Source organism: Actinospica sp. (genome assembly GCF_035552695.1).
In the GTDB taxonomy this organism is placed as follows: domain Bacteria; phylum Actinomycetota; class Actinomycetes; order Streptomycetales; family Catenulisporaceae; genus Actinospica.
The window spans coordinates 48,127-70,361 of record NZ_DASZKT010000011.1; the positions used below are offsets into that span (position 1 = coordinate 48,127).

General features: G+C 70.4%; 13 protein-coding genes and 3 pseudogenes. 8 read left to right on the forward strand and 8 right to left on the reverse strand.

Translation table 11 applies throughout. From position 1 onward, the window contains the following. Window positions 1-633: 633 nt before the first annotated feature. A pseudogene (locus VG296_RS32670) lies at window positions 634-891 on the reverse strand (sensor histidine kinase); the annotation flags it as partial. Window positions 892-1,491: 600 nt separating this feature from the next. Further along, a pseudogene (locus VG296_RS32675) lies at window positions 1,492-2,469 on the reverse strand (sensor histidine kinase); the annotation flags it as partial. A 164-nt stretch (window positions 2,470-2,633) separates the two neighbouring features. On the opposite strand from VG296_RS32675, the gene VG296_RS02550 reads away from it, so the two are divergent. The 7 genes and pseudogenes from VG296_RS02550 to thrS all read left to right on the forward strand — a co-directional run bounded on the left by VG296_RS02550 (window position 2,634) and on the right by thrS (window position 10,827). Beyond that, the gene (locus VG296_RS02550) at window positions 2,634-4,625 is read left to right on the forward strand and encodes an APC family permease (protein WP_349259427.1); all 1,992 of its coding nucleotides are present in this window, start codon (window positions 2,634-2,636) and stop codon (window positions 4,623-4,625) included. 22 nt (window positions 4,626-4,647) lie between these two features. Then, on the forward strand, window positions 4,648-5,115 hold the full coding sequence (locus tag VG296_RS02555) for an OB-fold nucleic acid binding domain-containing protein (RefSeq protein ID WP_325562608.1): 468 nt from the start codon (window positions 4,648-4,650) through the stop codon (window positions 5,113-5,115). 100 nt (window positions 5,116-5,215) lie between these two features. Then, window positions 5,216-5,617 carry a VOC family protein gene (locus VG296_RS02560; RefSeq protein WP_325562610.1) on the forward strand — a complete coding sequence of 134 codons (402 nt, stop codon included), beginning with the start codon at window positions 5,216-5,218 and terminating at the stop codon, window positions 5,615-5,617. 30 nt (window positions 5,618-5,647) lie between these two features. Further along, entirely contained in the window at window positions 5,648-6,148 is a 501-nt protein-coding gene (locus tag VG296_RS02565) for a universal stress protein (RefSeq protein ID WP_325562612.1), read from the forward strand. A gap of 90 nt (window positions 6,149-6,238) precedes the next feature. Beyond that, the gene (locus VG296_RS02570) at window positions 6,239-7,729 is read left to right on the forward strand and encodes a potassium/proton antiporter (RefSeq protein ID WP_325562614.1); all 1,491 of its coding nucleotides are present in this window, start codon (window positions 6,239-6,241) and stop codon (window positions 7,727-7,729) included. 191 nt (window positions 7,730-7,920) lie between these two features. Next, a pseudogene (locus VG296_RS32680) lies at window positions 7,921-8,859 on the forward strand (endo-beta-N-acetylglucosaminidase H); the annotation flags it as partial. A gap of 768 nt (window positions 8,860-9,627) precedes the next feature. Continuing rightward, window positions 9,628-10,827 (forward strand): threonine--tRNA ligase, encoded by a 1,200-nt coding sequence (gene thrS / locus VG296_RS02580; RefSeq protein ID WP_325562618.1) that lies wholly within the window; start codon window positions 9,628-9,630, stop codon window positions 10,825-10,827. A gap of 13 nt (window positions 10,828-10,840) precedes the next feature. On the opposite strand, the gene VG296_RS02585 is transcribed toward thrS, so the two are convergent. The 4 genes from VG296_RS02585 to VG296_RS02600 form a co-directional block, all read right to left on the reverse strand. Continuing rightward, window positions 10,841-12,181 (reverse strand): amidase, encoded by a 1,341-nt coding sequence (locus VG296_RS02585; RefSeq protein WP_325562620.1) that lies wholly within the window; start codon window positions 12,179-12,181, stop codon window positions 10,841-10,843. A gap of 68 nt (window positions 12,182-12,249) precedes the next feature. Next, on the reverse strand, window positions 12,250-12,672 hold the full coding sequence (locus VG296_RS02590) for a ribonuclease domain-containing protein (RefSeq protein ID WP_325562622.1): 423 nt from the start codon (window positions 12,670-12,672) through the stop codon (window positions 12,250-12,252). 466 nt (window positions 12,673-13,138) lie between these two features. Then, window positions 13,139-13,315 (reverse strand): hypothetical protein, encoded by a 177-nt coding sequence (locus tag VG296_RS02595; RefSeq protein ID WP_325562624.1) that lies wholly within the window; start codon window positions 13,313-13,315, stop codon window positions 13,139-13,141. Between the two features lie 23 nt (window positions 13,316-13,338). Then, window positions 13,339-13,755 carry a sigma factor gene (locus tag VG296_RS02600; RefSeq protein ID WP_325562626.1) on the reverse strand — a complete coding sequence of 139 codons (417 nt, stop codon included), beginning with the start codon at window positions 13,753-13,755 and terminating at the stop codon, window positions 13,339-13,341. Window positions 13,756-13,901: 146 nt separating this feature from the next. Between VG296_RS02600 and VG296_RS02605 the strand changes: the two genes are divergently transcribed. Then, window positions 13,902-15,824: a penicillin-binding transpeptidase domain-containing protein gene (locus VG296_RS02605; RefSeq protein WP_325562627.1), complete on the forward strand. Its 1,923-nt coding sequence runs from the start codon at window positions 13,902-13,904 to the stop codon at window positions 15,822-15,824. Window positions 15,825-16,090: 266 nt separating this feature from the next. On the opposite strand, the gene VG296_RS02610 is transcribed toward VG296_RS02605, so the two are convergent. Further along, window positions 16,091-19,516, reverse strand: a complete 3,426-nt coding sequence (locus VG296_RS02610; RefSeq protein ID WP_325562630.1) for an AAA family ATPase — start codon at window positions 19,514-19,516, stop codon at window positions 16,091-16,093. Beyond that, on the reverse strand, window positions 19,516-21,852 hold the full coding sequence (locus VG296_RS02615; RefSeq protein WP_325562632.1) for a tetratricopeptide repeat protein: 2,337 nt from the start codon (window positions 21,850-21,852) through the stop codon (window positions 19,516-19,518). The genes VG296_RS02610 and VG296_RS02615 overlap by 1 nt, the downstream gene beginning before the upstream one ends. Between the last annotated feature and the right edge of the window lie 383 nt (window positions 21,853-22,235).

Here is a 22,235-nt window from a genome sequence, read left to right on the forward strand (position 1 = left end):
TCGGCGGCTTGGCTTGGTGTTCGGCCCTGCCTACGGCCCGGTGCTTCGCTCGTTCCTCGCTTCGCATCGGGCCTACGTTCGGGCCGAATACTTAGCCCGCCCGCCCACCCTCGGCGCTGCGCGCGCCCTACGTCCGCTGCGCTCCCTCGGGGGTAACGCCCTGCGGGCTAGGGCCTTCGGCGTCGCACGCTCGCAGGGCTCGCTCCGCGACGCCTGCGGCGATGCGCGGCGTCGATGGTGGCTGACGTAGCGTCGGCGGCTTGCGTTTGCGTTCGGCCCTGCCTACGGCCCAATGCTTCGCTTCGCATCGGGCCTCGTTCGGGCCACGGGGTCGCTGCGCTGGCTATCCCCACCCGCCCGCCCCTAGCCCTACGGTCGCTGCGCTCCCTCGGGAAACGCGCTGCGCGCTAAGGCCTACGACGTCGCACGCTCGCAGGGCTCGCTCCGCGACACCTACGGCGACCCCCGACCCCTGCGTTGTTCGGACAAGTGCCGGTCGCACAGTGCCTTTCGTCCGCGAAAGACGAATTCACATCCGCTGTGCCGCCACAGGATCTCGGAGTTCGGCGAATACGGCCTATGGGCAGCGGAGAGGGTCCGGGCCGACGTTCTCGGAAAGCACTTCGAAGTCGGTCAGCAGGCATACGAGGCCGCCGTCTGCGCCGCGACCGGCCCGGCTGGGAGTGTCAGCACCATGGTCACGCCGCCGCCGGGGGTCTCCTCGGGGACGAGGGTGCCGCCCATCGACTCGGCCAGTCCGCGGGCCAGCGCTAGGCCGAGGCCGACGCCGGTGCTGTTGTCCCGGTCGCCTAGGCGTTGGAAGGGGCGGAAGACCAGGTCGCGGGCGGACGGCGGGATGCCGGGGCCGTGGTCGGACACCAGGATGCGGACGACGGCGTCCGGCCCACCGGACGTGCCGAGCACACCGGACTCGCCGGACGCGCCGAGCAAACTGGGCTCGGTGGATGTGCCGAGCACACAGGACTCGCCGGACTTCCCGGACACACTCCGCTCGTCGGACCTACCGAACGCACCCCGCTCGCCGGACTCCCCGAGCAATCCCTGCCTGCCATGTTCGCCGGACGCACTCTGCTCACCCTGCGCGCTGACCACACCCTGCGCGCCGACCGCACCCTGCGCGCCCTGCGCGCCGACCACACCCTGCGCGCCCTGCGCGCCGACCACACCCTCCGCGCCCCGCTCGCCCACCACACCCTGCTCACCGCCCTCCCCACGCTCCCCGAGCACACCCCGCCTGCCGGGCTCGGTCCGCACGGTGACCTGCGAATCGGTGTGTTTGATCGCGTTCGCCAGCAGGTTGGCGAGAACGCGCTCGAGTAGCGGGCCGTCGGCGAGGACGGTCGCGGTGCCGGGGGCGGGGGGCTCTACGTGTACGCGGTCGGCGCCGCCGGGCAGGCTTTCCAGGGCGGGGGAGAGTACGTCGAGTGCGTCGAGCGGGGTCAGTCGCGGACGCAGTGCGCCGGCCTGTAGGCGGGACATGTCGAGCAGGTCCTCGACCAGGTGCGAGAGCCGGGTGAGCGACTGGTCCGCGATCTCCAGCAGTTCCGCGCGGTCGGCCTGGCTGAGCGCGAGTTCGGGGTCGGAGAGCGTGTTCGTCGCGGCACGGGCTGCCGCGAGCGGGGAGCGCAGGTCGTGCGAGACGGCGGCGAGCAATGCGGTGCGCATCTTGTCGGCGGCCTGCAGTGTCGCGGCCGCGGCGGCGGACTCGGCGAGCCGGGCGCGCTCCAGGGCCGCGGTGGCCTGCGCGGTGAAGGCGGACAGCACGTGCCGGTCGGCGGCGCCTAGCACCCGCCCGCGCAGGGCGAGCACGGCGCCCGGCTCGACCGGGACGAGCGTGTCGGCGGCCTCCGGCCCCGGGGGCGGTTCGGGGCCGCTCGCCGCGACCGTCCGCCAGCCCTGCTCGTCCGGGTCCCGCGTCTGCTGCAGCAGGCTCACGGCGCTGGTGTCGAACGCGTCGCGCAGCTGATCCAGCAGGGCGCCGAGCGCTCCGTCGCCGCGCAGCACGGCAAGGGAGAGGGCGTTGAGCGTCTCGGCCTCGGCGTTGGCGCGGGCGGCGCGGCGGGACTGGCGGGCAGCGAGGTCCACCACGGACGCGACGGTGAGCGCCACGATCACGAACACGGCCAGCGCGATCGCGTCGTTCGCGTCGGCGATCGCGGGTGAGTGCAGCGGGAAGACGAAGTAGTAGTTCAGCAGCAGGCTCGCCCACAGTGCCGCCGCCAGTGCGGAGTACAGCCCGCCGAGCCGCGCCACCGCGACCACGGCAGCGAGGAACAGCAGCGCCGTGCCGGTGAGGTTGAGGTTCTGCCGCAGCTGGTCGAGCACCGCGGTCAGCGCCGGGGGCACCAGCAGCGCGGCGAGCGTGCCGAGCCACCAGGGCGGCGCCGCGTACGCCGAGGGCTCGCGCCTGGTCGTGGTTCCGCCGTCCGCGACCGCTTCGCCGCTCATCTGGCCGCCTCATTAGCCGGTGTACTCCTCCCACCGTATTACCCGGGGTGTGCGGCATCCGTCCATGCGGCCATACCAGCTCTTATCAGGACGAAAGCACAGAAATGCGGTGATAAGTGATTCATCAGACCCCGCCCTCCCCAGCCCGCCGCGCCGGGCTTACGATGCCCAGCGTGCCTTCACTGATGGGGATGACAAAGCGCGTGCTCGTCGGCCGCCCGATGCGCAGCGAACTGCTCGGCGAGGCGACGCTCCCGAAGAAGATCGCCCTTCCGGTCTTCGCCTCCGACGCGCTGTCCTCCGTGGCGTACGCGACGGAGGAGATCCTGCTCGTGCTGTCCGCGGGCGGTCTGGCGATGTTCCACTACACCTGGTACCTCGCCGCGGGTGTCGGGCTGCTGATGCTGGTGGTCGTCGCGTCCTACCGGCAGAACGTGCACGCCTATCCGTCCGGCGGCGGCGACTACGAGGTGGCCACCACCAACCTCGGGCCCAAGGCCGGACTGACCGTGGCCAGCGCGCTGATGGTCGACTACACGCTCACCGTCGCGGTCTCCACCGCCGCGGGCGTCGCGAACCTCGCCTCCGCCGTCCCCGCCCTGAACGGCCATGTGGTGCTCATCTGCGTGGTGATCATCGCGGTGATCACGCTGATGAACCTGCGCGGCGTGCGCGAATCCGGCACCGCCTTCGCCATCCCCACGTACTGTTTCATCGCCGCCATCGCGATCATGATCATCTGGGGCTTCGCGCAGATCGTCACCGGCCACCACCTGGTCGCCGAGAGCGCGAACTACCAGATCCACTCCACCACGAACTACACCGGCCTCGCGCTCGGCTTCCTGCTGCTGCGCGCCTTCGCCTCCGGCTGTACCGCGCTGACCGGCGTCGAGGCGATCAGCAACGGCGTGCCCGCGTTCAGGGTGCCGAAGAGCAAGAACGCCGCCACCACGCTCGCGCTGCTCGGCGGGATCGCGGTCACCATGTTCGCGGGTGTCACGGCGCTCGCCCTCGCCTCGCACGTGCACACCGCCGAGGACGCCTCGCAGCTGATCGGCCTGCCCTCGGGCGCCACGCCGCGCACCGTGATCGCGCAGGTCGCCCGCTCCGTGTTCGGCGGCTCCTCGCCGATGTTCTACTTCCTGCAGTTCTTCACGGCGCTGATCCTGGTGCTCGCCGCGAACACGGCCTTCAACGGCTTCCCGGTGCTCGCCTCGATCCTCTCCCGCGACGGCTACATGCCCAGGCAGCTGCGCAACCGCGGCGACCGGCTGGCCTACTCCAACGGCATCCTGCTGCTCTCGGCGCTGGCGATCGTGCTGGTCATCGCGTTCCAGGCCTCGCCGACGCGGCTGATCCAGCTCTACATCATCGGCGTGTTCGTGTCCTTCGTGTGCAGCCAGTCCGGCATGATCCGACACTGGAACCGGCTGCTGCGCGAGGAGACCGACCCGTCCGCGCGCGGCAGGATGAAGCGCTCCCGGGTGATCAACTCGGTCGGCGCGGGTTTCACCGGCATCGTCCTGGTCATCGTGCTGGCCACCAAGTTCGCCAAGGGCGCCTGGATCGTGGTGGTCGCCATGCCGATCATCTGGCTGATCATGCGCGCCATCCAGCGGCACTACCAGGCCGTGGCCGTCGAGCTCGAGCCGCCGGCGAACCTGCGCCTCTTCAAGCCGCACAGCAACCACGCGGTGGTGCTCGTCTCCAAGCTGCACCTGCCCACGCTGCGCGCGCTCGGCTACGCGAAGGCCACCCGGCCGGACAGCATCCAGGCCGTCACCGTCGACATCGATCCGGACGAGGTGGCGGCGCTGCGCGAGCAGTGGGACGCGCACGACATCCCGGTGCCGCTGACCGTGATCGCCTCGCCCTACCGGGAGATCACCCGGCCGGTCGTCGAGTTCGTCAAACGGATGCGCACCGAGAACCCGGACGACATCGTCACCGTGTACGTGCCCGAATACGTGCTGGGCCGCTGGTGGGAGCAGATCCTGCACAACCAGTCCGCGCTGCGGCTCAAGGGCCGGCTGCTCTACCAGCGCGGCGTGGTGGTGGCCAGCGTGCCGTACCAGCTGCGTTCCGCCGCGAACCACCATGCGGCGGCCGCGCAGCCGCCGCCCGCGGCCGAGGCGCCGCTGCAGGAGACCAGGTAGCCAGAGGACGGAGACCGCGACCATGCCCGAGGAAACCGAGACCGCATCGATTCCCGAGACCCGAGACGGGACCCGAGCCGAGAGCGGGCGGCCGCCGCGGGGCCGCTCGGATCGGCGGGAGGGCGGCTTCATCAGACGACTGATCTCCCGGCTGGCCACCGAGACCGAGGAACTCGACGACGCCGACCTCAAGGCGGCGATCCCGGGGCAGGGCGCCGTCCCGATCGCGCAGTGCCGCGACCGTGAGGCGGTCTGCATCCTCGGCACCCTGCGCACCGTCACCTTCCAGCCGCGGGCTGGCGTGCCCGCGGTCCAAGCGGAACTCTGGGACGGCACCGGGGCGGTCACCGTCGTCTGGCTCGGCCGCCGCAGGATCGCCGGCATCGATCCGGGACGCGTCATCAAGGTTCGAGGACGCATCACCGCGCTCGGCGGTCAGCGGGTGATTTACAACCCGATCTACGAACTTCGGCCAGGAGCCACAGACTAGTGAGCGCGCAGGTCACCTAGCAGTGCCGCGGTCGTTAAAAACGCGTATGTATTCGCGCAGCCTGCTTCACCGGGCCGGGGCGAGGCCGTTCACTGAGGCCATGTCCTCCGTCAGCGAGTCCGCGGTGCCGATCCTGCCGAGCGGCGATCTGCGGCGAGCCGAGGCGTTCTACCGGTACCTCGGCTTCCGCGCCACCGGCCGCGGCGCGGACTATCTGCGCGTCGCGCGCGGCGACATCGAGCTGCACCTGTACCTCGCGCCCGGTCTCGACCCGCCGGCCAACCCGGCGGGCTGCTACCTGCGGGTCGCCGACCCGGCCGGGCTGCGCGCCGGCTGGCGCGCCGACGGCGTCAACTGCCTGGACGTGGCCGGCTCCCGGGCGTACGGCGAGACCGTGTTCGCGCTGGTCGACCCGGATGGCAATACCCTGCGTTATGGTCCGGCCGGGCAGTCCGTACCGAGCGGCGCGCGGTCCGGTGGCAAATCGCGCGAGTGGGAATAGACTGGGAGTCGTTCCGCTAGGAGATACGCGATGATGCCACTCAGCGTCGGTCGCGTGGTGGTCGGCGTCGACGGGTCGCCCGGCAGCCTGCACGCCTTGCGTCGCGCGGTCGAATTCTCTCGAGCCTGGCAAGCGCCGCTGTTCCCGGTGCTCGCCTGGCAACCGCCCGGGGGTGAGGCCCCCGCGCGTCTGCGCCAGATCCCGGAGTTGGAGCGGGACTGGTGCCGCGGCGCCGAGGACCGGCTGAACGCCGCCTTCGAGGAGGGGCTCGGCGCGATCCCGCTGGACCTCGACTGCGAGCCGCAGATCGTGCGCGGCCCGGCCGGACCCGCGCTGGTCCAGGTCGCCGACCGGCCGGACGATCTGATCGTGGTCGGCTCGGGGCGGCACGGCGCGCTCGCCCGGCTCACCCACAGCCATATCGCAGCGTACTGCGTCGCGCACGCGTCCTGCTGCGTGATCGCCGTGCCCCCGCCGCCGCTGGCCGGAATCCCGCGCCATCTGCGGCACGCGCGGCGTCTCGCCGCGTGAGCGGATGGCCGGGGTAGGGCTGTAAGTCCTGACAAAGATCGTTCCCGCGGATATTCTGGAGGACCCTCACCTCCGACGACGGGCCACATCGTGCATCCCGCCAATCTCGACGTGCTGCTGCTGATCGGCTCCGTCGTGGTGATCGCGGCCATCGGCGCGGCCCGGTTGGCGCACGGCGTGGGCCTGCCGGGCCTGCTCGTCTTCCTCGGCCTCGGGCTGCTGCTCGGCGAATCCGGCGCGGGCATCCGCTTCGACGACGCGGGTCTGGCCGAGGCGCTCGGACTGAGCGCGCTGGTGCTCATCCTGGCCGAGGGCGGCCTGACCACCCGGCTCGAGCACGCCCGCGCGGGCGCCCCGCAGGCCCTCGCCCTGGCCACGGTCGGCGTCGCGACGACCACCGTGGTCGTCGCCCTCGCCGCGCACGTGCTGGTGGACCTGCCGTGGCGGCAGGCGCTGCTGCTCGGCGCGGTGCTCGCGCCGACCGACGCCGCGGCCGTGTTCTCGGTGCTGCGGAAACTGCCGCTGCCGCCGCGGCTGTCCGGCATCCTCGAGGGCGAATCAGGCCTCAACGACCCGCCGTCGGTGCTGGCCGTGACCCTGCTGAGCGCGGGCGGGCACGTCCCGTCCGGCGCGTTCATCGCCGGGGAGGTCGTCTACGAACTGGTCATCGGCGCCGCGATCGGACTGGTTCTCGGGCTGCTGGGCGCGGAGGGCCTGCGGCGGGTCGCGCTGCCCGCCTCGGGCCTGTACCCGATCGCGGTGCTGGCGATCATCGTCGCGGGCTACGGCGCGGCCTCGACGGCGCACGCGAGCGGCTTCCTCGCCGTCTACGTCGCGGCCCTGGTCCTCGGAAACGTGCGGCTCCCGCACCGGGCCGCGACGCGCGGCTTCGCCGAGGGCATCGCATGGCTGGCGCAGATCGGACTGTTCGTCATGCTCGGCCTGCTCGCCTCGCCCTCGCGGCTGCCCGCGCAGATCCTGCCCGCGATCGTCATCGGCCTCGTACTCACCCTGCTGGCCCGGCCCATCGCAGTCCTCGTGTCCACGCTGCCGTTCCGGGCCCGCTGGCGCGAGCAGACCTTCCTGTCGTACGCCGGTCTGCGCGGCGCCGTCCCCATCGTGCTGGCGACGATCCCGATGAGCTCCCGCGTCCCCGGGGCCGCGCGCCTGTTCGACCTCGTATTCCTCGTCGTCGGCGGCTTCACCCTCGTGCAGGGCCCGACACTCCCCTTCGTCGCCCGCAAGCTCGGCGTCCTCGCGGCGGACGAGCCGACCGAGCTCGACGTCGAATCCGCGCCGCTCGAAGACCTGCACGCCGTCATGCTGCAGACCCAGATCCCCGACGGCTCCCGGATGCACGGCATCGAACTGTGGGAGCTGCGCCTGCCCGAAGGCGCGATCATGTCCCTGGTCGTGCGCGCCGGCACCGCCTTCGTCCCCGAACCGACCACCCGCCTCGAGACCGGCGACCGCCTGGTCATCGTGGCCTCGTCCAAGGTCCGGCGGCACACTGAGCGCCGGCTGCGCGCAGTCAGCCGCGCGGGAAAGCTCGCGGGCTGGCTCGGCGAGCGCGGCGACTGAGCAGGGCCGAGAACCCGAATGAGGGCTCTCCTACGAGACCGCGGCATTTCATCGGGCAAATACTGACCGGGAACCCTTGACGTCCGCCATGGTCTAGTCCATTTTTTGTGGATACCCACTCCATCTCCAGCGCGCTCGCCGCCGCCACCACCCTCGTCGCGGTGAGCAGCGTGGATCCGAGGAGAGCACCCATGAACGACAGTCCGCAGGTTACCCGCCGCCGCTTGCTGCGCAACGCAGGGCTCGCCGTCGCAGTCGCCGGCACGTCCTCGGCGCTGATACGTGCCGAAACGGCCACCCCGGCCGCCGCGGCCACCGGCGCCAAGACCGCCGCCGCGGCGAAGTCCGGCCCGATCACGACCGCCTACGTCGAGGTCAACAACGACAGCATCACCAGCGTCGGCAACTACACGCTGGCCTCGAACGGGGCCAACGTGTTCGACATCGGCATCATCTTCGCCGCGAACATCAACTACGACGGAACCACCGCCCAGCTGTACTTCAACCCGCAGGTACAGGCGGTCCTCGACAACGCCGCGACGCAGATCGCGCCGCTCCAGGCCAAGGGGATCAAGGTCATGCTTTCGATCCTCGGCAACCACCAGGGCGCCGGTTTCGCCAACTTCCCCGACCAGCAGTCCGCGGCCGCGTTCGCGACGCAGCTGTCCAACGCCGTGTCCACCTACGGCCTCGACGGCATCGACTTCGACGACGAATACGCCGACTACGGCACGAACGGCACGGCGCAGCCGAACGCGTGGTCCTTCCCCTACCTGGTTCAGGCGTTGCGCAACGACCTGCCGAACAAGATCATCTCCCTGTACTTCATCGGGCCGTCCTCGACAACGTTGTCCTACAACGGGATCGTCGTCGGCGACCTGATCAACTACAGCTGGAACCCCTACTACGGCAGCTGGGGCGTGCCCGACGTGCCCGGTCTGACGCAGGCGCAGCTCGCCCCCGCGGCGATCGACATCCAGAACACCGCGTCGTCGACCGCGACCAGTCTGGCGCAGCAGACCGTGTCCGGCGGCTATGGCGTCTTCAACACCTACAACCTGCCTGACACGGACGCCAGCGCGTACATCTCGTCGTTCACCCAGCCGCTGTACGGCAGCAACGCCGTCTACCTCAGCGGCACGAGCGTGGCGGCGGCGTTCAACAACACCGGCATCGCGAACGACGGCTCGAGCGGCGCGAACTTCGACAGCGACGGCTACGCCTACTCGGCGCAGGCCCTCTCGGCGGCCGGTGTCAGCCCGGGCTCCAAGATCACCGCGTCCGGAAAGACGTTCACCTGGCCGAACGTGTCCGCCGGCTCGGCGGACAATTTCCAGGCCGGCGGCCAGAAGGTCGCGGTATCGGGATCCGGCAGCATCGCCTTCCTCGGCTCGGCCACGAACGGGCCCTCGACCGGGACCGCGACGGTGAACTTCACCGACGGCACGAGCCAGAGCGTGACGCTGTCGTTCTCGGACTGGACGCTCAACGGAGGGGGCGCTTCGGTGGAGGCCGGCAACACGGCGGCCATCACCACGTCGTACCGGAACACCAGCTCGGGCGGCAAGGACACCGTCTCCACCAAAGTGTTCGCCACCAGCGCCATCTCGCTGACTTCCGGGAAGACGGTCGCGAGCGTCACCCTGCCGGCGAGCGCGAACCAGGGCGAACTGCATGTCTTCGCAATCGCCACCTGAAAAATCCCTACCGGGAATCGGGTGCGCGCTGTTACCGTCGGTTTCGTGATTCAGCGCGCACCGCAGACGACGACGCCGGAGGCTGTCCCGGCGCGCTGATGTTTGCCATCTTCCGTAGCCCCGGGGCGAGTGCCCCGGGGCTACGTCGTTCTCGTGCTCCGCGTGGTCGCCGCCCCCGCGAACCAAGGAGACGAGACCACCGTGAACGACCACCGCAAGCTCGGCCGCGAGCTGGAGATCTTCGACACCGACCCGCTGATGGGCGCTGGCCTGCCGTACTGGCTGCCGGATGGCGCGGAGATCCGGCACGCTCTCGAGGAGTACGTGCGCGAACTGGAACGCCGCGCCGGATACCGTCACGTGTACTCGCCGGTGCTCGGCAAGCGCGAGCTGTACGAGATCTCAGGGCACTGGTCGCACTACAACCAGGACATGTATCCGCCGATGGAGGTCGGCGGCGAGCAGGTGCTGCTGCGTCCCAGCCTGTGTCCGCATCACGCGCTGATCTACCGGTCCCGCGCGCACAGCTACCGTGAGCTGCCGCTTCGTATGGCGGAGCTCGGCGGCATGTTCCGCCTGGAACTTTCAGGCGTGCTCGGCGGGCTCAACCGGGTCCGCTCGATTCAACTCAACGACGCGCACATCTTCTGCACCGTCGACCAGGCCGCCGAGGAAGCGCACGCGGCACTTGCGCTCATCCGCAAGGCGCACAAGGACATGGGCATCGAGGGCGCGCGCTACCGGCTTTCGCTGCCCGGGCCCGGCGGCAAGTACGTCGACAATCCCGAGATGTGGCAGCGCTCGACCGCGTTGCTGCGCGAGATCCTGGAGGCGTCCGGGCTGGAGTACGAGGCGTGCGAGGGCGAGGCCGCGTTCTACGGTCCGAAGATCGACGTGCAGGTATACGACAGCGCGGGCCGGGAGTTCAGCCTCTCCACCGTCCAGGTCGACTTCCACCAGCCGGAGCAGTTCGACCTGCACTACATCGGCGCGGACGGCGCCAAGCACCGTCCGGTCATGGTGCACCGCAGCGTCATCGGCAGCATCGAACGCGTGGTCTCGCATCTGATCGAGGTACACGGCGGCGCGTTCCCGGCCTGGCTGGCTCCCGTCCAAGTGGCCGTCCTGCCCCTCACCGACGCAGAAGTGCCGCACGCCCAAGCCGTCATCGAACGCTGCATCGCCCTCGGCCTTCGCGCCGAACTCCACGCCCCGGAACGCGGCAGCCTGGGCGCCCGAATCCGCGCGGCTCGCCTCGTGCCATATCAGGCCATTGTCGGCGCGAAAGAGGCCGCGGGCAACGGGCTCGCCCTGCGACTGCGCGACGGGCAACGCCTCGACGCCCGCCCGGTCGAGCAGGTCCTCGCGGAGGTGTGCGACCAGATCGGGCGACGGGACTGAACGTCGAAGGAATCTAGCTCGGGGCGTACCGGGGCCAGGGGCGGGTGGATTCGAGTTGGGCGGCCAGGTTCAACAGCGTGCGCTCGCCGCCGGGGCGGGCCACGAGCTGGACGCCGATGGGCATGCCGCGGTCGTCGATGCCCGCGGGGACGTTCATGGCGGGCCAGCCGGCGATGTTCCAGGGGGCGAAGAGGCTTGCGACCTTGAGGCTCGTCAAGCTGTTGCGGAGCACGTCGCGCCGGCCCCAGCGTTCGGCTGCGGGCGCGGGCTGGGAGAGGGCGGGCAGGAGCAGGACGTCGACGGCGCCGAAGAACTGCTCGGCGGCGCCCGAACGCCAGCGTTCGCGGGAGCGGGCGCCGTCGGCGTGCAGGGCGGTCAGGGCGTGGCCGATCGCAGACATCTGCTTCGTGCGGCGGTCGAGGCGGTTGCGGTCCAGTGGCCTCGCGGTCTCCCAGGCGAAGCCGAACCAGCTGCGGACCGCGGCGGTGCCGAGCCAGGACGGGTAGGCGGTGGTGTGCGACGTGACGTTATGACCGAGGTCTGCGAACGCGGTCGCGACGGCCTTGGTCGCGGCGACGAACTGCGGGTCGATCGGGAGACCGACCTGGGCTTGGCGCGTCGAGATGCCGATGCGCAGCGTTCCCGGGTCGCCGAGCGTGCCGAGCTCGGGGGCGTCGGCCATGACGGACAGGGCGAGAGCGGCGTCCTGCACGGTCGTGGCCAGCGGGCCGTTCTCGGACAGGCCGCCCCAGACCGGCGTGCCGTCGATGCTCGCCGGCACGACGCCGGTGCCGGGCTTGATGCCGACCAGCCCGCAGCACGCCGCGGGGATGCGGATCGAGCCGAGGCCGTCGTTGCCGTGTGCGAGCGGGACCAGTCCGGCCGCGACCGCCGCCGCGCTGCCTCCGGACGAGCCACCCGGGGTACGGCGCCGGTCCCAGGGGTTGCGCGCGATTCCGTAGACGCTGTCGGTCATCGGCGGCAGGCACAGCTCCGGCACGTTGGTCAGACCGACGACGATCGCGCCCGCCGCTCTCAGCCTGGCGGTGACCGGATGGTCCTGCGCGCGTTCGGAATCGTCGGTGGCGGCGGAGCCGTTGCGCATCTGCTCGCCGGCGACCTCGATGTTGTCCTTGACGGCGACGGGGACCCCGGCGAGCGGGAGGCCGGCGAGATCCGTGCGCGCCTGCACGTCCGCCGCCTCGGCGCGGGCGCGCTCGGCCCGGACCACGCGGAACGCGCCGATCTCCGGGTCGAGCCGCGCGATCCGGTCCAGGTACTCGCCGACGACCTCGGTGGGGCGCAGTTCGCCGGCGCGTACGGCGTGCGCGATGCCGCTGGCGGTCGAAGTCATGCGGAGATTATGCCCGGGTTCCGCGCGGGAACCCGGGCACATCGCCGAAATGCCGAACTCAGCCTGGACTAGGACATCTGGTAGAAGTCGCTGTAGTGGTCCGGGCTGTAGTACCAGACCCCCGTGTCGGTGTCGTGCACGATCCGGTACGCGTCGCGGTGGGCACCGCAGGCGCGCTCGTACACGTCGTACTCGTAGTAGGTGTCGCCGTTGGGCAGCTGGCCGTCGTCGTTGTAGTACTCGCCGCCGGCGTAGCTGCACTCGCCGTCGGACAGGTTGACCCAGCCGCGCGAGGTCGGGTCGCCGAGCGAGTCCCAGGTCTGGACGGCGGACGCGGCGTCGGCGCAGCCGGAGACGGTGCAGGAGCTGTAGACCTCGGCCTGGGCCGGGCCCGCGCTCAGGGTCACGCCGAGCCCGGCGGTGACGACGGCGGCGAGCACCGCGACCGTCCGCTTGGGCAGCGCGAGGCGCTTCATTATGTGGGTAGACACAGTTTTTCCTTGTTACAGAGTGTGGGTAGAGCATCAATGTTCTGATGCGCTCGTGCAAGACCCAACGTAACGCCGCCCAGATGGCGGGTCCAGGACTCTTCGCATTAATGCGCGGTTAACAGAAGTCGGCGATACTGGTCTATCCGGCCGCGATGGGTAATTCCCTGGCAAAGTCACTCTTCGTGCCCGCGTCGACACGCTCGGCACCGTGCGGTCACGCCGCCCCGGGAACCGCCCCCCGAGAAATGGTCCGACAGCGGCGCCGTGACCTGGAAGGAAGTCGGCGGCACCGGCACCGACCCGATCGTCCGGTCCTGCCGCAGTCCAGCTCCGGCACGCGCTCCCAGTGGCTGTCCGACATCGGCGTCACCACCCCGGGCTCCTGCGTGATCAACGGTTCCTACAACGGGACCACGATCGAGGAGAACGAGGGCACCAACGCCGTCTACACCACCGCCGACCCGAGCTACAAGGACGTGTTCGGCATCTTCTCCGGTGGCAGCGACGTCTGCCAGGTCTGCACCAAGAAGTGCCCGGACGACGTCGGCAGCCTGGTCCTCGAGGACATCGGCGGCAAGGCGCCGCTGACCTCCACGCACACCATCAACGTGACGGGCCTGACCGCCTTCCCGTCCAAGTACATCCGCGGCCTGTACTTCGTGACCCTCAACGCCGGCACCGCCTCGGCGCCGAAGGTCCCGACCACGCCGATCGACTACACCGAGTTCCTCGGCCAGGGCAACACCAGCGGCTGGATCTGCGGTACGACGGCGGCGGCTCACCCGACCACGTGCGTCGTCCAGTTCGCCGGGCTCGGGCCGCACGTGCGTGCGTGCGTTTCCACCAGGATGTGCGTTGCTCGGACAGATAGGCGTTCATCAGGATTGCCCCGACGTAGGCGTCCAGGTTGTCCGCCGATTCGGCACGCCGCCAGTGCACATAAAGGCGGGTGAGTGCGATCTGTGTCAGATCCTCGGCGCGATGCCAGTCCCGGCACAGCAGGTAGGCGATCCGCCGCAGCCGCGTGAGCGCCCCCGCCGCGTACTCCGCGAACGCCTCCTCGCCGTCATCTCTCCCCGTCATGCAGCCCTCCGCCGGATCGCCGTCTCATGACCCCTTAGTGCGCCCGCTCGACGAAAAGGTTGCCCGCACCCCGGAATCGACGCAACGGTCCGGCGCTTCAGCACGTCTTAACCGCTCGAGGGAAGAAACAAGGAGGGGGCTCCATTGTGAGCTATGAGAATTCCGGCAACGGGCCGGAAGGTTGGTACAACGGCCAGCAGGATCCGGCGAACGGCTGGCAGCCCGCGCCGGGTCCGGCCGGCAACGGCTGGCAGCAGCCGGCGCCGGGTCCGGTTCCGGGGCCGTTCGGCGCGCTGCCCGCGGCGCCGACCCCGGGCCCCTTCGACGGGGCGGCCGAGCCGGCCGGGCCGCCGCGGCGTCCGCGGACGAAGCTGGCCGTGGCCACCGGGATCGGCGTCGTCGGCATCATCGGCCTCGCCACGGTGCTCGTGATGAGCCAGACCGGCAACGCCGCGTCGGGCGGCAAGAACAACAGCGCGGCCGGGGCGCACAGCACCTCGGCCTCGCCGACGCCGAGCGGCTTCCAGCCGACCGCGACGACTCCGGCTGCTGCCGCGGCGGAGACGGCGCAGGTGTTCCTTTCCGCCTGGGAGAGCGGAAACTTCAAGCAGGCCGCCTCGTACACGGACAACCCGGCCGAGGCGCAGACCGTGCTCACCGCGTACGGCACGGGGCTGAACCTCAACGGCCTCAAGCTGACGCCGCAGGGCTCCACGGCCGCGGGCGTCGTGACGTTCTCGGTCGCCGCCAACACCAACACCGGCGGCGCGAGCTCGAACAAGGCGACGTACGCGAGCGGCACCTGGACGTACACGTCCAAGCTGACCGCGTACAAGAAGGGCGGCGGCTGGTGGATCAAGTGGGATCCGAGCTCCGTCGCGCCGAACATGACCTCGTCCACGCACCCGGTCGCGCTGGTGGTCAAGCCGGGGGCGGCTAAGGTCACCGACGCGTCCGGCAACGACCTGTCCTCGAGCTCGCAGTCCGCGCTGCAGGACGTCGGGTCGATAATGAAGCAGAACACGAAGTCGACGCAGGGCACCGCGGGCCTTGAGGTCGTGCTCGAGGACTCCTCGGGCAAGGTCGTGGACGGCTCGAAGCAGGTCCTGTCGACGGCGGTGAGCACCGCGACCGTCAAGACCACGATCGATCCGACGATGGAGGCGCTCGCCACCAGCGCCGTCGGCCAACTGCCGCGCAGCGGGCTGGTCGTGCTCCGGCCGTCAACCGGCGCGATTCTCGCGGTGGCCAACAGTTCGGGCTCCAGCGACCTCGCGCTCACCGGCACGCTCGCTCCCGGCTCGTCGTTCAAGGTGGTCAGCACGACCGCCCTGCTCGCGGACGGCATGCTGCCACAGGGCATCAACAGCCAGGTCGGGTGCCCGCTGGTCGAGGACGTGCAGGGAGTGAAGATCCACAACAGCACGTCCAGCGCGAACAGTTCCGCCGGCACCGAGGACTTCGAGCCGAACAACACGCCGTTCAGCACGGACTTCGCGCAGTCCTGCAACAACGCCTTCACCCAGTGGTGGCAGCAGATGGCGGGCGGCAAGCTCGCCGGCGCCGCCTCCACGTACTACGGCCTGAACGAGTCCTGGGACATCGGCCTCGGTTCGCAGGGTTCGTACTTCTCCATGCCGAGCCACCAGAGCGGCTCCGAGCTGGCCGAGGAGCTCTACGGCCAGGGCCAGATCCAGGCGAACCCGCTCACGATGGCCTCGGTCGCGGCGACCGTGGACACCGGCACCTTCCACCAGCCGTACCTGGTGTCCGGCCTGACCGACATGGCGAGCGCCACCGCGCTGCCGTCCTCGGTCAAGTCGCAGCTGTGGACCGTGATGCACGAAGTGATCACCAGCGGCACCGCCGACGCCGTCGGCTTCGGCTCCGGCGTCTACGGCAAGACCGGCACCGCCGAGGCCGACGCGAACAAGGACCACTACCCCAACGGCTGGATGATCGTGTTCGACCCGAACAAGGACCTCGCGATCGCCGCCGTGGTAGTCGACTCCAACTTCGGCGCCAAGACCGCCGGCCCCGAGGTCAACTACGTGCTCCAGCACTCGTAGGCGCACCTAGGCACGCGTAGCACCAACCTGTGTTCTGAGCACTGGCCGCGCGGCTCCTCAGGGGGGCCGCGCGGCCAGTGCTTTCTTTCGGTAGTCGGGCTGCGGTTTGCTGTTCGCTGCGCTCCCTCGGGAGTAACGCCCTGCGGGCTACGGGCCTTCGGCGTCGCACGCTCGCAGAGCTCGCTCCGCGACACCCACGGCGACGCCCGACCCTTGCGTCCGCATATGATCTCTCATTCGCGCCTGCCCAGCGAAGTGGCTTGTGCCTACAAGTACATTCCCGGCAGCGGTCCGCGGTCGGTGTCGAGGGAGTCGGGGAGGTCGGCGGCGAGGAGTAGGGCGACGTCACCTTCGAAGCCGGGGTCTGTGATGCGTAGGGCCTGGCGGGCGACGGTGCGTTCTAGGGCGTTGCGGATCAGGCGGGCGTTGCCGAAGGAGGAGTCGCGGGGGACGGAGCGGAGGCGGTCGAGCAGGATGGGGCGCAGCCGCTCGTCCAGGGTGAGGCCGGCCTGCTCGGCCATCGTCGCGAAGATCTCGGCCAGCTCGGGCCCGTCGTAGTCGGGGAACGCGAGGTGCACGGGGAAACGCGAGGCCAGGCCGGGGTTGCTGACCAGGAAGCCCGCCATCCCGGCCTCGTATCCGGCAACGATGACGATCAGGTCGCCGCGGTTGTCCTCCATCAGCTTCAGCAGCGTGGCCACGGCCTCCTGGCCGAAGTCCCACGGGGAGCTCGGGGTGAGCGCGTACGCCTCGTCGATGAACAGGACTCCGCCGAGCGCCTGGCGGACGACGCCCGCGACCTTGGCCGCGGTCTGGCCGACGTATCCGGCTACCAGGTCGGCGCGCGAGGCCTCGACGAGGTGCCCCGAGGAGAGCAGGCCCAGCTGCGCGTAGACCTCGGCGATCACTCTGGCGACGACGGTCTTTCCGGTGCCCGGGTTGCCGGTGAAGACCATGTGCCGCGCCGGGGCCGTCACGGGCAGCCCGGCCTCGCGGCGCAGGGCCTCCGCCTGGACTCCGGCGGCCAGCATCCGCACCTCCTTCTTGACCTCGTCGAGCCCGACCATCGCCGCGAGTTCCTTGAGCGGATCGCCGGGCGGGCTGGTGCGTATCCGGCCGCTGAGGGTCTCGGGGAAGTCCTCCGCGAGCAGCAGGTCGGCGGCCGGGGCGGGGGCCGACTCCACCAGGGACAGCCGCCGCACCTGACGGGCCATCGCCCGGTCGAGCACGTTGCGCATCAACCGGGCGTTGCCGAAGGACCGGCCGCGCGACTGCTTGAGCAGCAGGCCGCCGACCTTCTCGCGCACTCCGGGGCCGAGGTTCAGGCCCGCCGAGCGCGCCTGCGCCGCGAGGATCTCCAGCAGTTGATCGTCGCTGTAGTCAGGCAGCCGCAGCGTCGTCGGGAACCTGGAGGCGAGGCCCGGGTTCGCGGCGAGGAACTGGTGCATCTCCGACTCGTACCCCGCGACGATCACGATCAGCTCGTCGCGGGAGTCCTCCATGTGCCGGATCAGCTCGCTGATGGCCTCGGGGCCGTAGTCGTTGCTGGTGCCGCCGATGAGCGCGTACGCCTCGTCGATGAACAGCACGCCGCCGATCGCCTCGTTGATCTTGCGGCGGGTCTTCGCGGCGGTCTGGCCCACGTAGTCGGCGACCAGGTCGACCCGGGAGACCTCGACCAGGTGCCCGGAGGAGAGCACGCCGAGGTTCTTGCAGATCTGCGCGATCAGCCGTGCCACCTGCGTCTTCCCGGTTCCGGGATTGCCCGTCAGCACGAGGTGGCGCACCGGATCCGGCACCACGATCCCGTGCTCGCGGCGCCGCTTCGCCGCCGCGGACTGGGCAAGCCAGAGGTCGACCTCCTCCTTGACCTCGTCGATGCCGATCATCGCGCGGAGTTCGGCGAGCGGGTCGCCGGAGTTCGCGTCGGCGAGGAACGCACCGGGCGCCGGGATGTCCGGACGCCGTACGACGGGGGAGTCCGCGCCCGCATGGCGCCGCAGCACCGTCTCCGCGAGCCGATGGGCCAGCCGCGCGTTACGCAGGTTCCGGTACGGCGCCGTGCGCACCAGCAGTTCACCCGCGGCGACGGCGGCCGGCCGGGTCACCGTGCCCCCGCGCTCCTGCACGGCGCGGGTGAACAGCTCCGCGTATCCGTGTTCGTCGAAGGGCCGGGTGTGGATGAGCTCGAGGCGCTGCATGATCGCCGGGTTCACGCGGCGGACCTGCTCATCGCCGCCCTGCTCGGTCAGCGCCACGACGTGCAACCGGGGGTAGACGTCGATGAGCCGGTGCAGCTCCTCGGCCAGGCTGCCGCCGCTCTGCGGGTCGAGCGCGATCAGGTCCAGGTTCTCGATCACCAGCAGCCGCTCGCCGACGCACTCGCGGGCCAGCTTGTGGAAGGTGGAGACGGCGTCGGGCTGCCTGGCGAACATCGCGTCCGAGATCCACAGCGGGTCTTCCTTCAGCCCGCGGCCACGCATCAGCCGCGCGAGCTCAAGGGTCAGGTCGTGCTTGCCGGTGCCATCGGGGCCTGAGATCAGAACCTTCAGCTGACCCTTCGGCCGCGAAGCCAGCGATCGCAGCGCCGCGACCGCCTCTTCCTGGCCGATCAGCGCGGAATCCAGTTCGTCTGCGTCCGCCGCCTTGGCGTCGGCCGCGCCATCGGACCCGCCGGACGCCTGCTCACGCTGTGCCAGTCGGGCCGCGATCGGATTCTCGGTGGCGCGCCGGGTCTGGGTCAGCCGGACCCGGTCGAAGGTGAACCCGCCGACCTGCACCAGGTAGTCGTCCACGTCCACGGGATCGTTCGGCAGACCCTTGACCGCGCACACGAAGCGCACCGCCATGTCCACCCACGTCCGCGCGGCCTCCACGTGACCGGCCGCGACGGCTCGCGCGAGCCACGAGCGCGTCTGCTTGGTCCACTGCGCGGCGCTGCCGACCTCGCACGGCGTGAGCAGCTCCGCCGCGCGGTCGCCGAGCGCGGCCGTCAGCTCGACCGGGGGAGTGTCCTGGCCGAGCGCCCGCAGCAGGCCGGAAAGACCGGCGATCGGGGCTTCCGGCGCCTCGGGAATCGCGGCGCGCAGGTATTCGTGCGCCGCGACGAGCCCGTCGGCGACCCAGCCGAGATGGCTGATCGGCCCGGCGAGCTCCGGGAGCAGCTGCACGGTCCTGTCGTCGGCAGCCGCGGCCCAGGCCGTGCGCTGCTCCTTGGGGAAGACCGTGTGGTCGGCCGCGGGCTTCGCGTAGAGGCTCAGCAGAGCCTTGAGCCGGTCGCGCAGCGGGACTAAGGGCTCGAAGACGCGCACGCACTCCTCCGCGAACCCGATCGCGTCCTGCCGGTGCTTGAGGTACCACTCCGGCGCGTGCAGGTCGAAGTTGTGCGGCGGACGCCATTCCGTGCAGGCCACGCCCCAGGTCGCGGGTTCGCGCTTGGGTATGCGCGGCGGGTCGAAGAAGGAACCGAGGATCTCCTTCTCGATGTCGACCCGGGACCCGCTGCGCACGCCGCCGATCCCGAGCAGGTAGTCGAGGATCCGGGAGAGCTCGTCGCGCACCACCTCGGGCTGTCCGTCGGCCCGCGGATCGTCCATCAACGCCTTGGCGCGCTTGGTGATCTTCTCGAGGGTGCCCCTGGGCACCTGCCACGGCTCAGGGTACGCATATACGTCGAGGATCGGCGTGTCCATCAGGCGCCCCAGGGTGCCCGGTTGAACACGCTGGCCGCGTTGGCCGGATCGAGCAGGCGGTGCGCGGCCTCGATCTTGCGGCGGTGCTGCAGCGGCCAGTCGTCGGGATCGTCGCCGAGCCACAGCTGCCGCCCGGCCAGGTAGTCCGCGACGTAGGCGTCCCAGGAGTCATAGGTCTGCGCTGTCATCGCAGAGATCTTATCCAGAAGTTCCCAGGCCTCTGATTCGCCGAGCCAGCCGATGGTGACGCCGTCCCGGACGTTGTTGGCGTACCGGGCCACGTCCCAGGCCAGCGCTTCGTGGCCGAGGTCGGGCGCGTACCGGGCCCGCTGGCCGGGGCTCTCCAGGCTCTCCAGGGAGTCCAGCAGTTCCTGCCGGGACGTGATGCCCCACCACCGCCTCAGCGATTCCGCGGTGTTGCGGCCGTCGAGCCACCGGCCGGCGTACAGGGTGTCGAGCGGATGGCCCTGGTCGGCCACCTCGGCGACGATCACCGCGCCCAGCGCGACCTGCCAGAGCCTGCGTCCGGTGAGCGCGTCGCGGTTCCGCCAGGCCGCGGGGGGCCGCGCGAGATCCGCGCCGAGGGTCAGGCAGATCGAGTTCTCCTTCCCCATCGCGCGTTCGGCGGCGGCGTACACCTCGGCGTACTCGGCCAGTGCCTGATCGCACAGTCCGGAGCCGTCGCTGCAGCGGGCCAGCGACCAGCGGATCTCCAGGGTCTTGCTCTTGGTGTCGCCGAGGTTGCGCCGGAAGTTCTCCAGGACCCGCTCGAACAGCGGTATCGCCTCGGCGAACCGTCCGGCCCACATGTGACGGTAGGCGAGACAGCGACGGGCCTCGACCGTGTCGGTGTGCTCGGGGCCCAGCGCGCGCTCACCGGACGCGAGCGCGCGCGTGTAGGCCGCGGCCGCCTCGTCGTACCGGTAGGCGTCCTTCTCCGCGTAGCCGAGGTAGAGCAGAGCCTGGATGGTCTCGGGAGCGTCGGCGCCGTGCTCCCGTTCGAGCGCTGCGACATTCTCCCGGCGGCGGTCCGCGCACTCGTCGTCCCGGTCGGCGCCGCTCAGCGCCTTGGCCAGCACCGAGCGGGTCTTGACGGTATCGGCGTCGCCGGGCCCGAGGACGCGCTCGCGTTCGGCGAGAGCCTGCTCCAGCACGGGGATCGCCTCGTCGTACTCCTGGCGGGCCTGGTAGAAGTCGCCGACGTCGTGCCGGGCCGCGATGGTGTCCTTGTGGACGGGCCCGAGTATCCGCTCCCGGTCCGTGAGGCAGCCGCGCAACGCGGTGATGGCCGGCCCGTAGTACCCGGCGTGGTAGTGCGACCAGCCCAGCCAGTGCAGGTAGGTCGCGCGCTCCCGGTCGTCCGTCCCGCCGAGCCGTTCCCGGATCTCCATCAGGCGCGCGAAGTGCTTCGCGGCATCCTGATAGCGCAAGCGGTGGTACAGGTTCACGGCGAGGCGGTCGAGCGTGTCCAGGGTGTCCTCGTGCTCCTCGCCGAGCAGCCGCACGCGTTGCTCGTAGAGCGGCTCGAACAGCTTGACGGCCGCCTCGCGTTCGCCCAGCGCCGCGTGGCAGATCCCGAGGTTGCTGCGGGAGAGCAGCGTCTCGGAGTCCTCCCGGCCGAGCACCCGCTCGCGCGTGGCGAGGGTGCGCTGATAGAGCGGCAGGGCCTTGCGTTGCTGGTCCGTCTTCGCGTACCAGACGGCGAACAGGTTGAGATCGCGCAGCGTCTCCGGATCGTCCGGACCAGCGCTCTCCTCCTGCTTCCGCATGATCAGGTGCCAGAGCGCCTCGCCCTTCGTCCGGGCCAGCTCGGTGCCCGGGCCGGTCACGTCGCGGTACAGCTCGGTCAGCTTCACGCGGACGCGGCGCAGCGCGGTCACCTCGACCACCGTGAGATCGCGCTGCTCGTCGGTGATCTCCTCCAGCAGCGCGATCGCGTCGCCGGTGCGGTTCGCGGCCTGGTAGACGGTGGCCAGATTGCGGCAGAGGAAGAAAAGCGCGGGGCCCTGCGGTTTCACGAAGGGCGCGATATCCCGGCGGGCACGTTCGATGTACGTGATGCCCTCGTCCGGCCGGTCGTTCGCATAAAGACAGTATCCGTAGTTGTGCGCGGCGACCGCGGTGTCGTTGTGGTCGGCGCCGTGCTGGGCCATCAGATCGGCGAGCACCCGCTCCCGCAGCGGCAGCTCCTCGGCGTGCCGACTGGCCGAGTTCAGCGCCTCGGCGAGCTTGATCCGCAGCTTCGTGACGTGCGGATGGTCGGGCCCGAAGACCCCCTCGGCCTCGGCGAGCTCCGCGCGCGCCGCCGCGACGGCGTCCGGCTCTCCATCAGACATGTGCGGTTCGCCCCCGTCTCCCGACCCAAAGCGGCGCAGCCGCCAGGATCCGGCCAGCATAGCGGAGCGTCCGAACCACGCGCGGCGCCCTCGGCGCCCTCGGCGGCCGTCATTTCCTGCCTTAAATTAAGCCAAGAGTCATATCACGATTGAGGCACTCATCCCATTCTCATTTGGAGTTAACTTCACGCGAAGGCACCAGGTCCAGATTCCTAGGTCGTAAAGGCTGTCCTCGACCTACTCATCAGGGGCCATAGAGATGTTCTTCACCTATCTGGGCCGGGAGCTGCGCAGGCGCAGTCGCCAAGCCCTTGTCATCGCGCTCGGCCTGGCGCTCGGTATCGGTTTGACGATCGCGGTCAGCGCCGCGTCTTCTGGTGTCA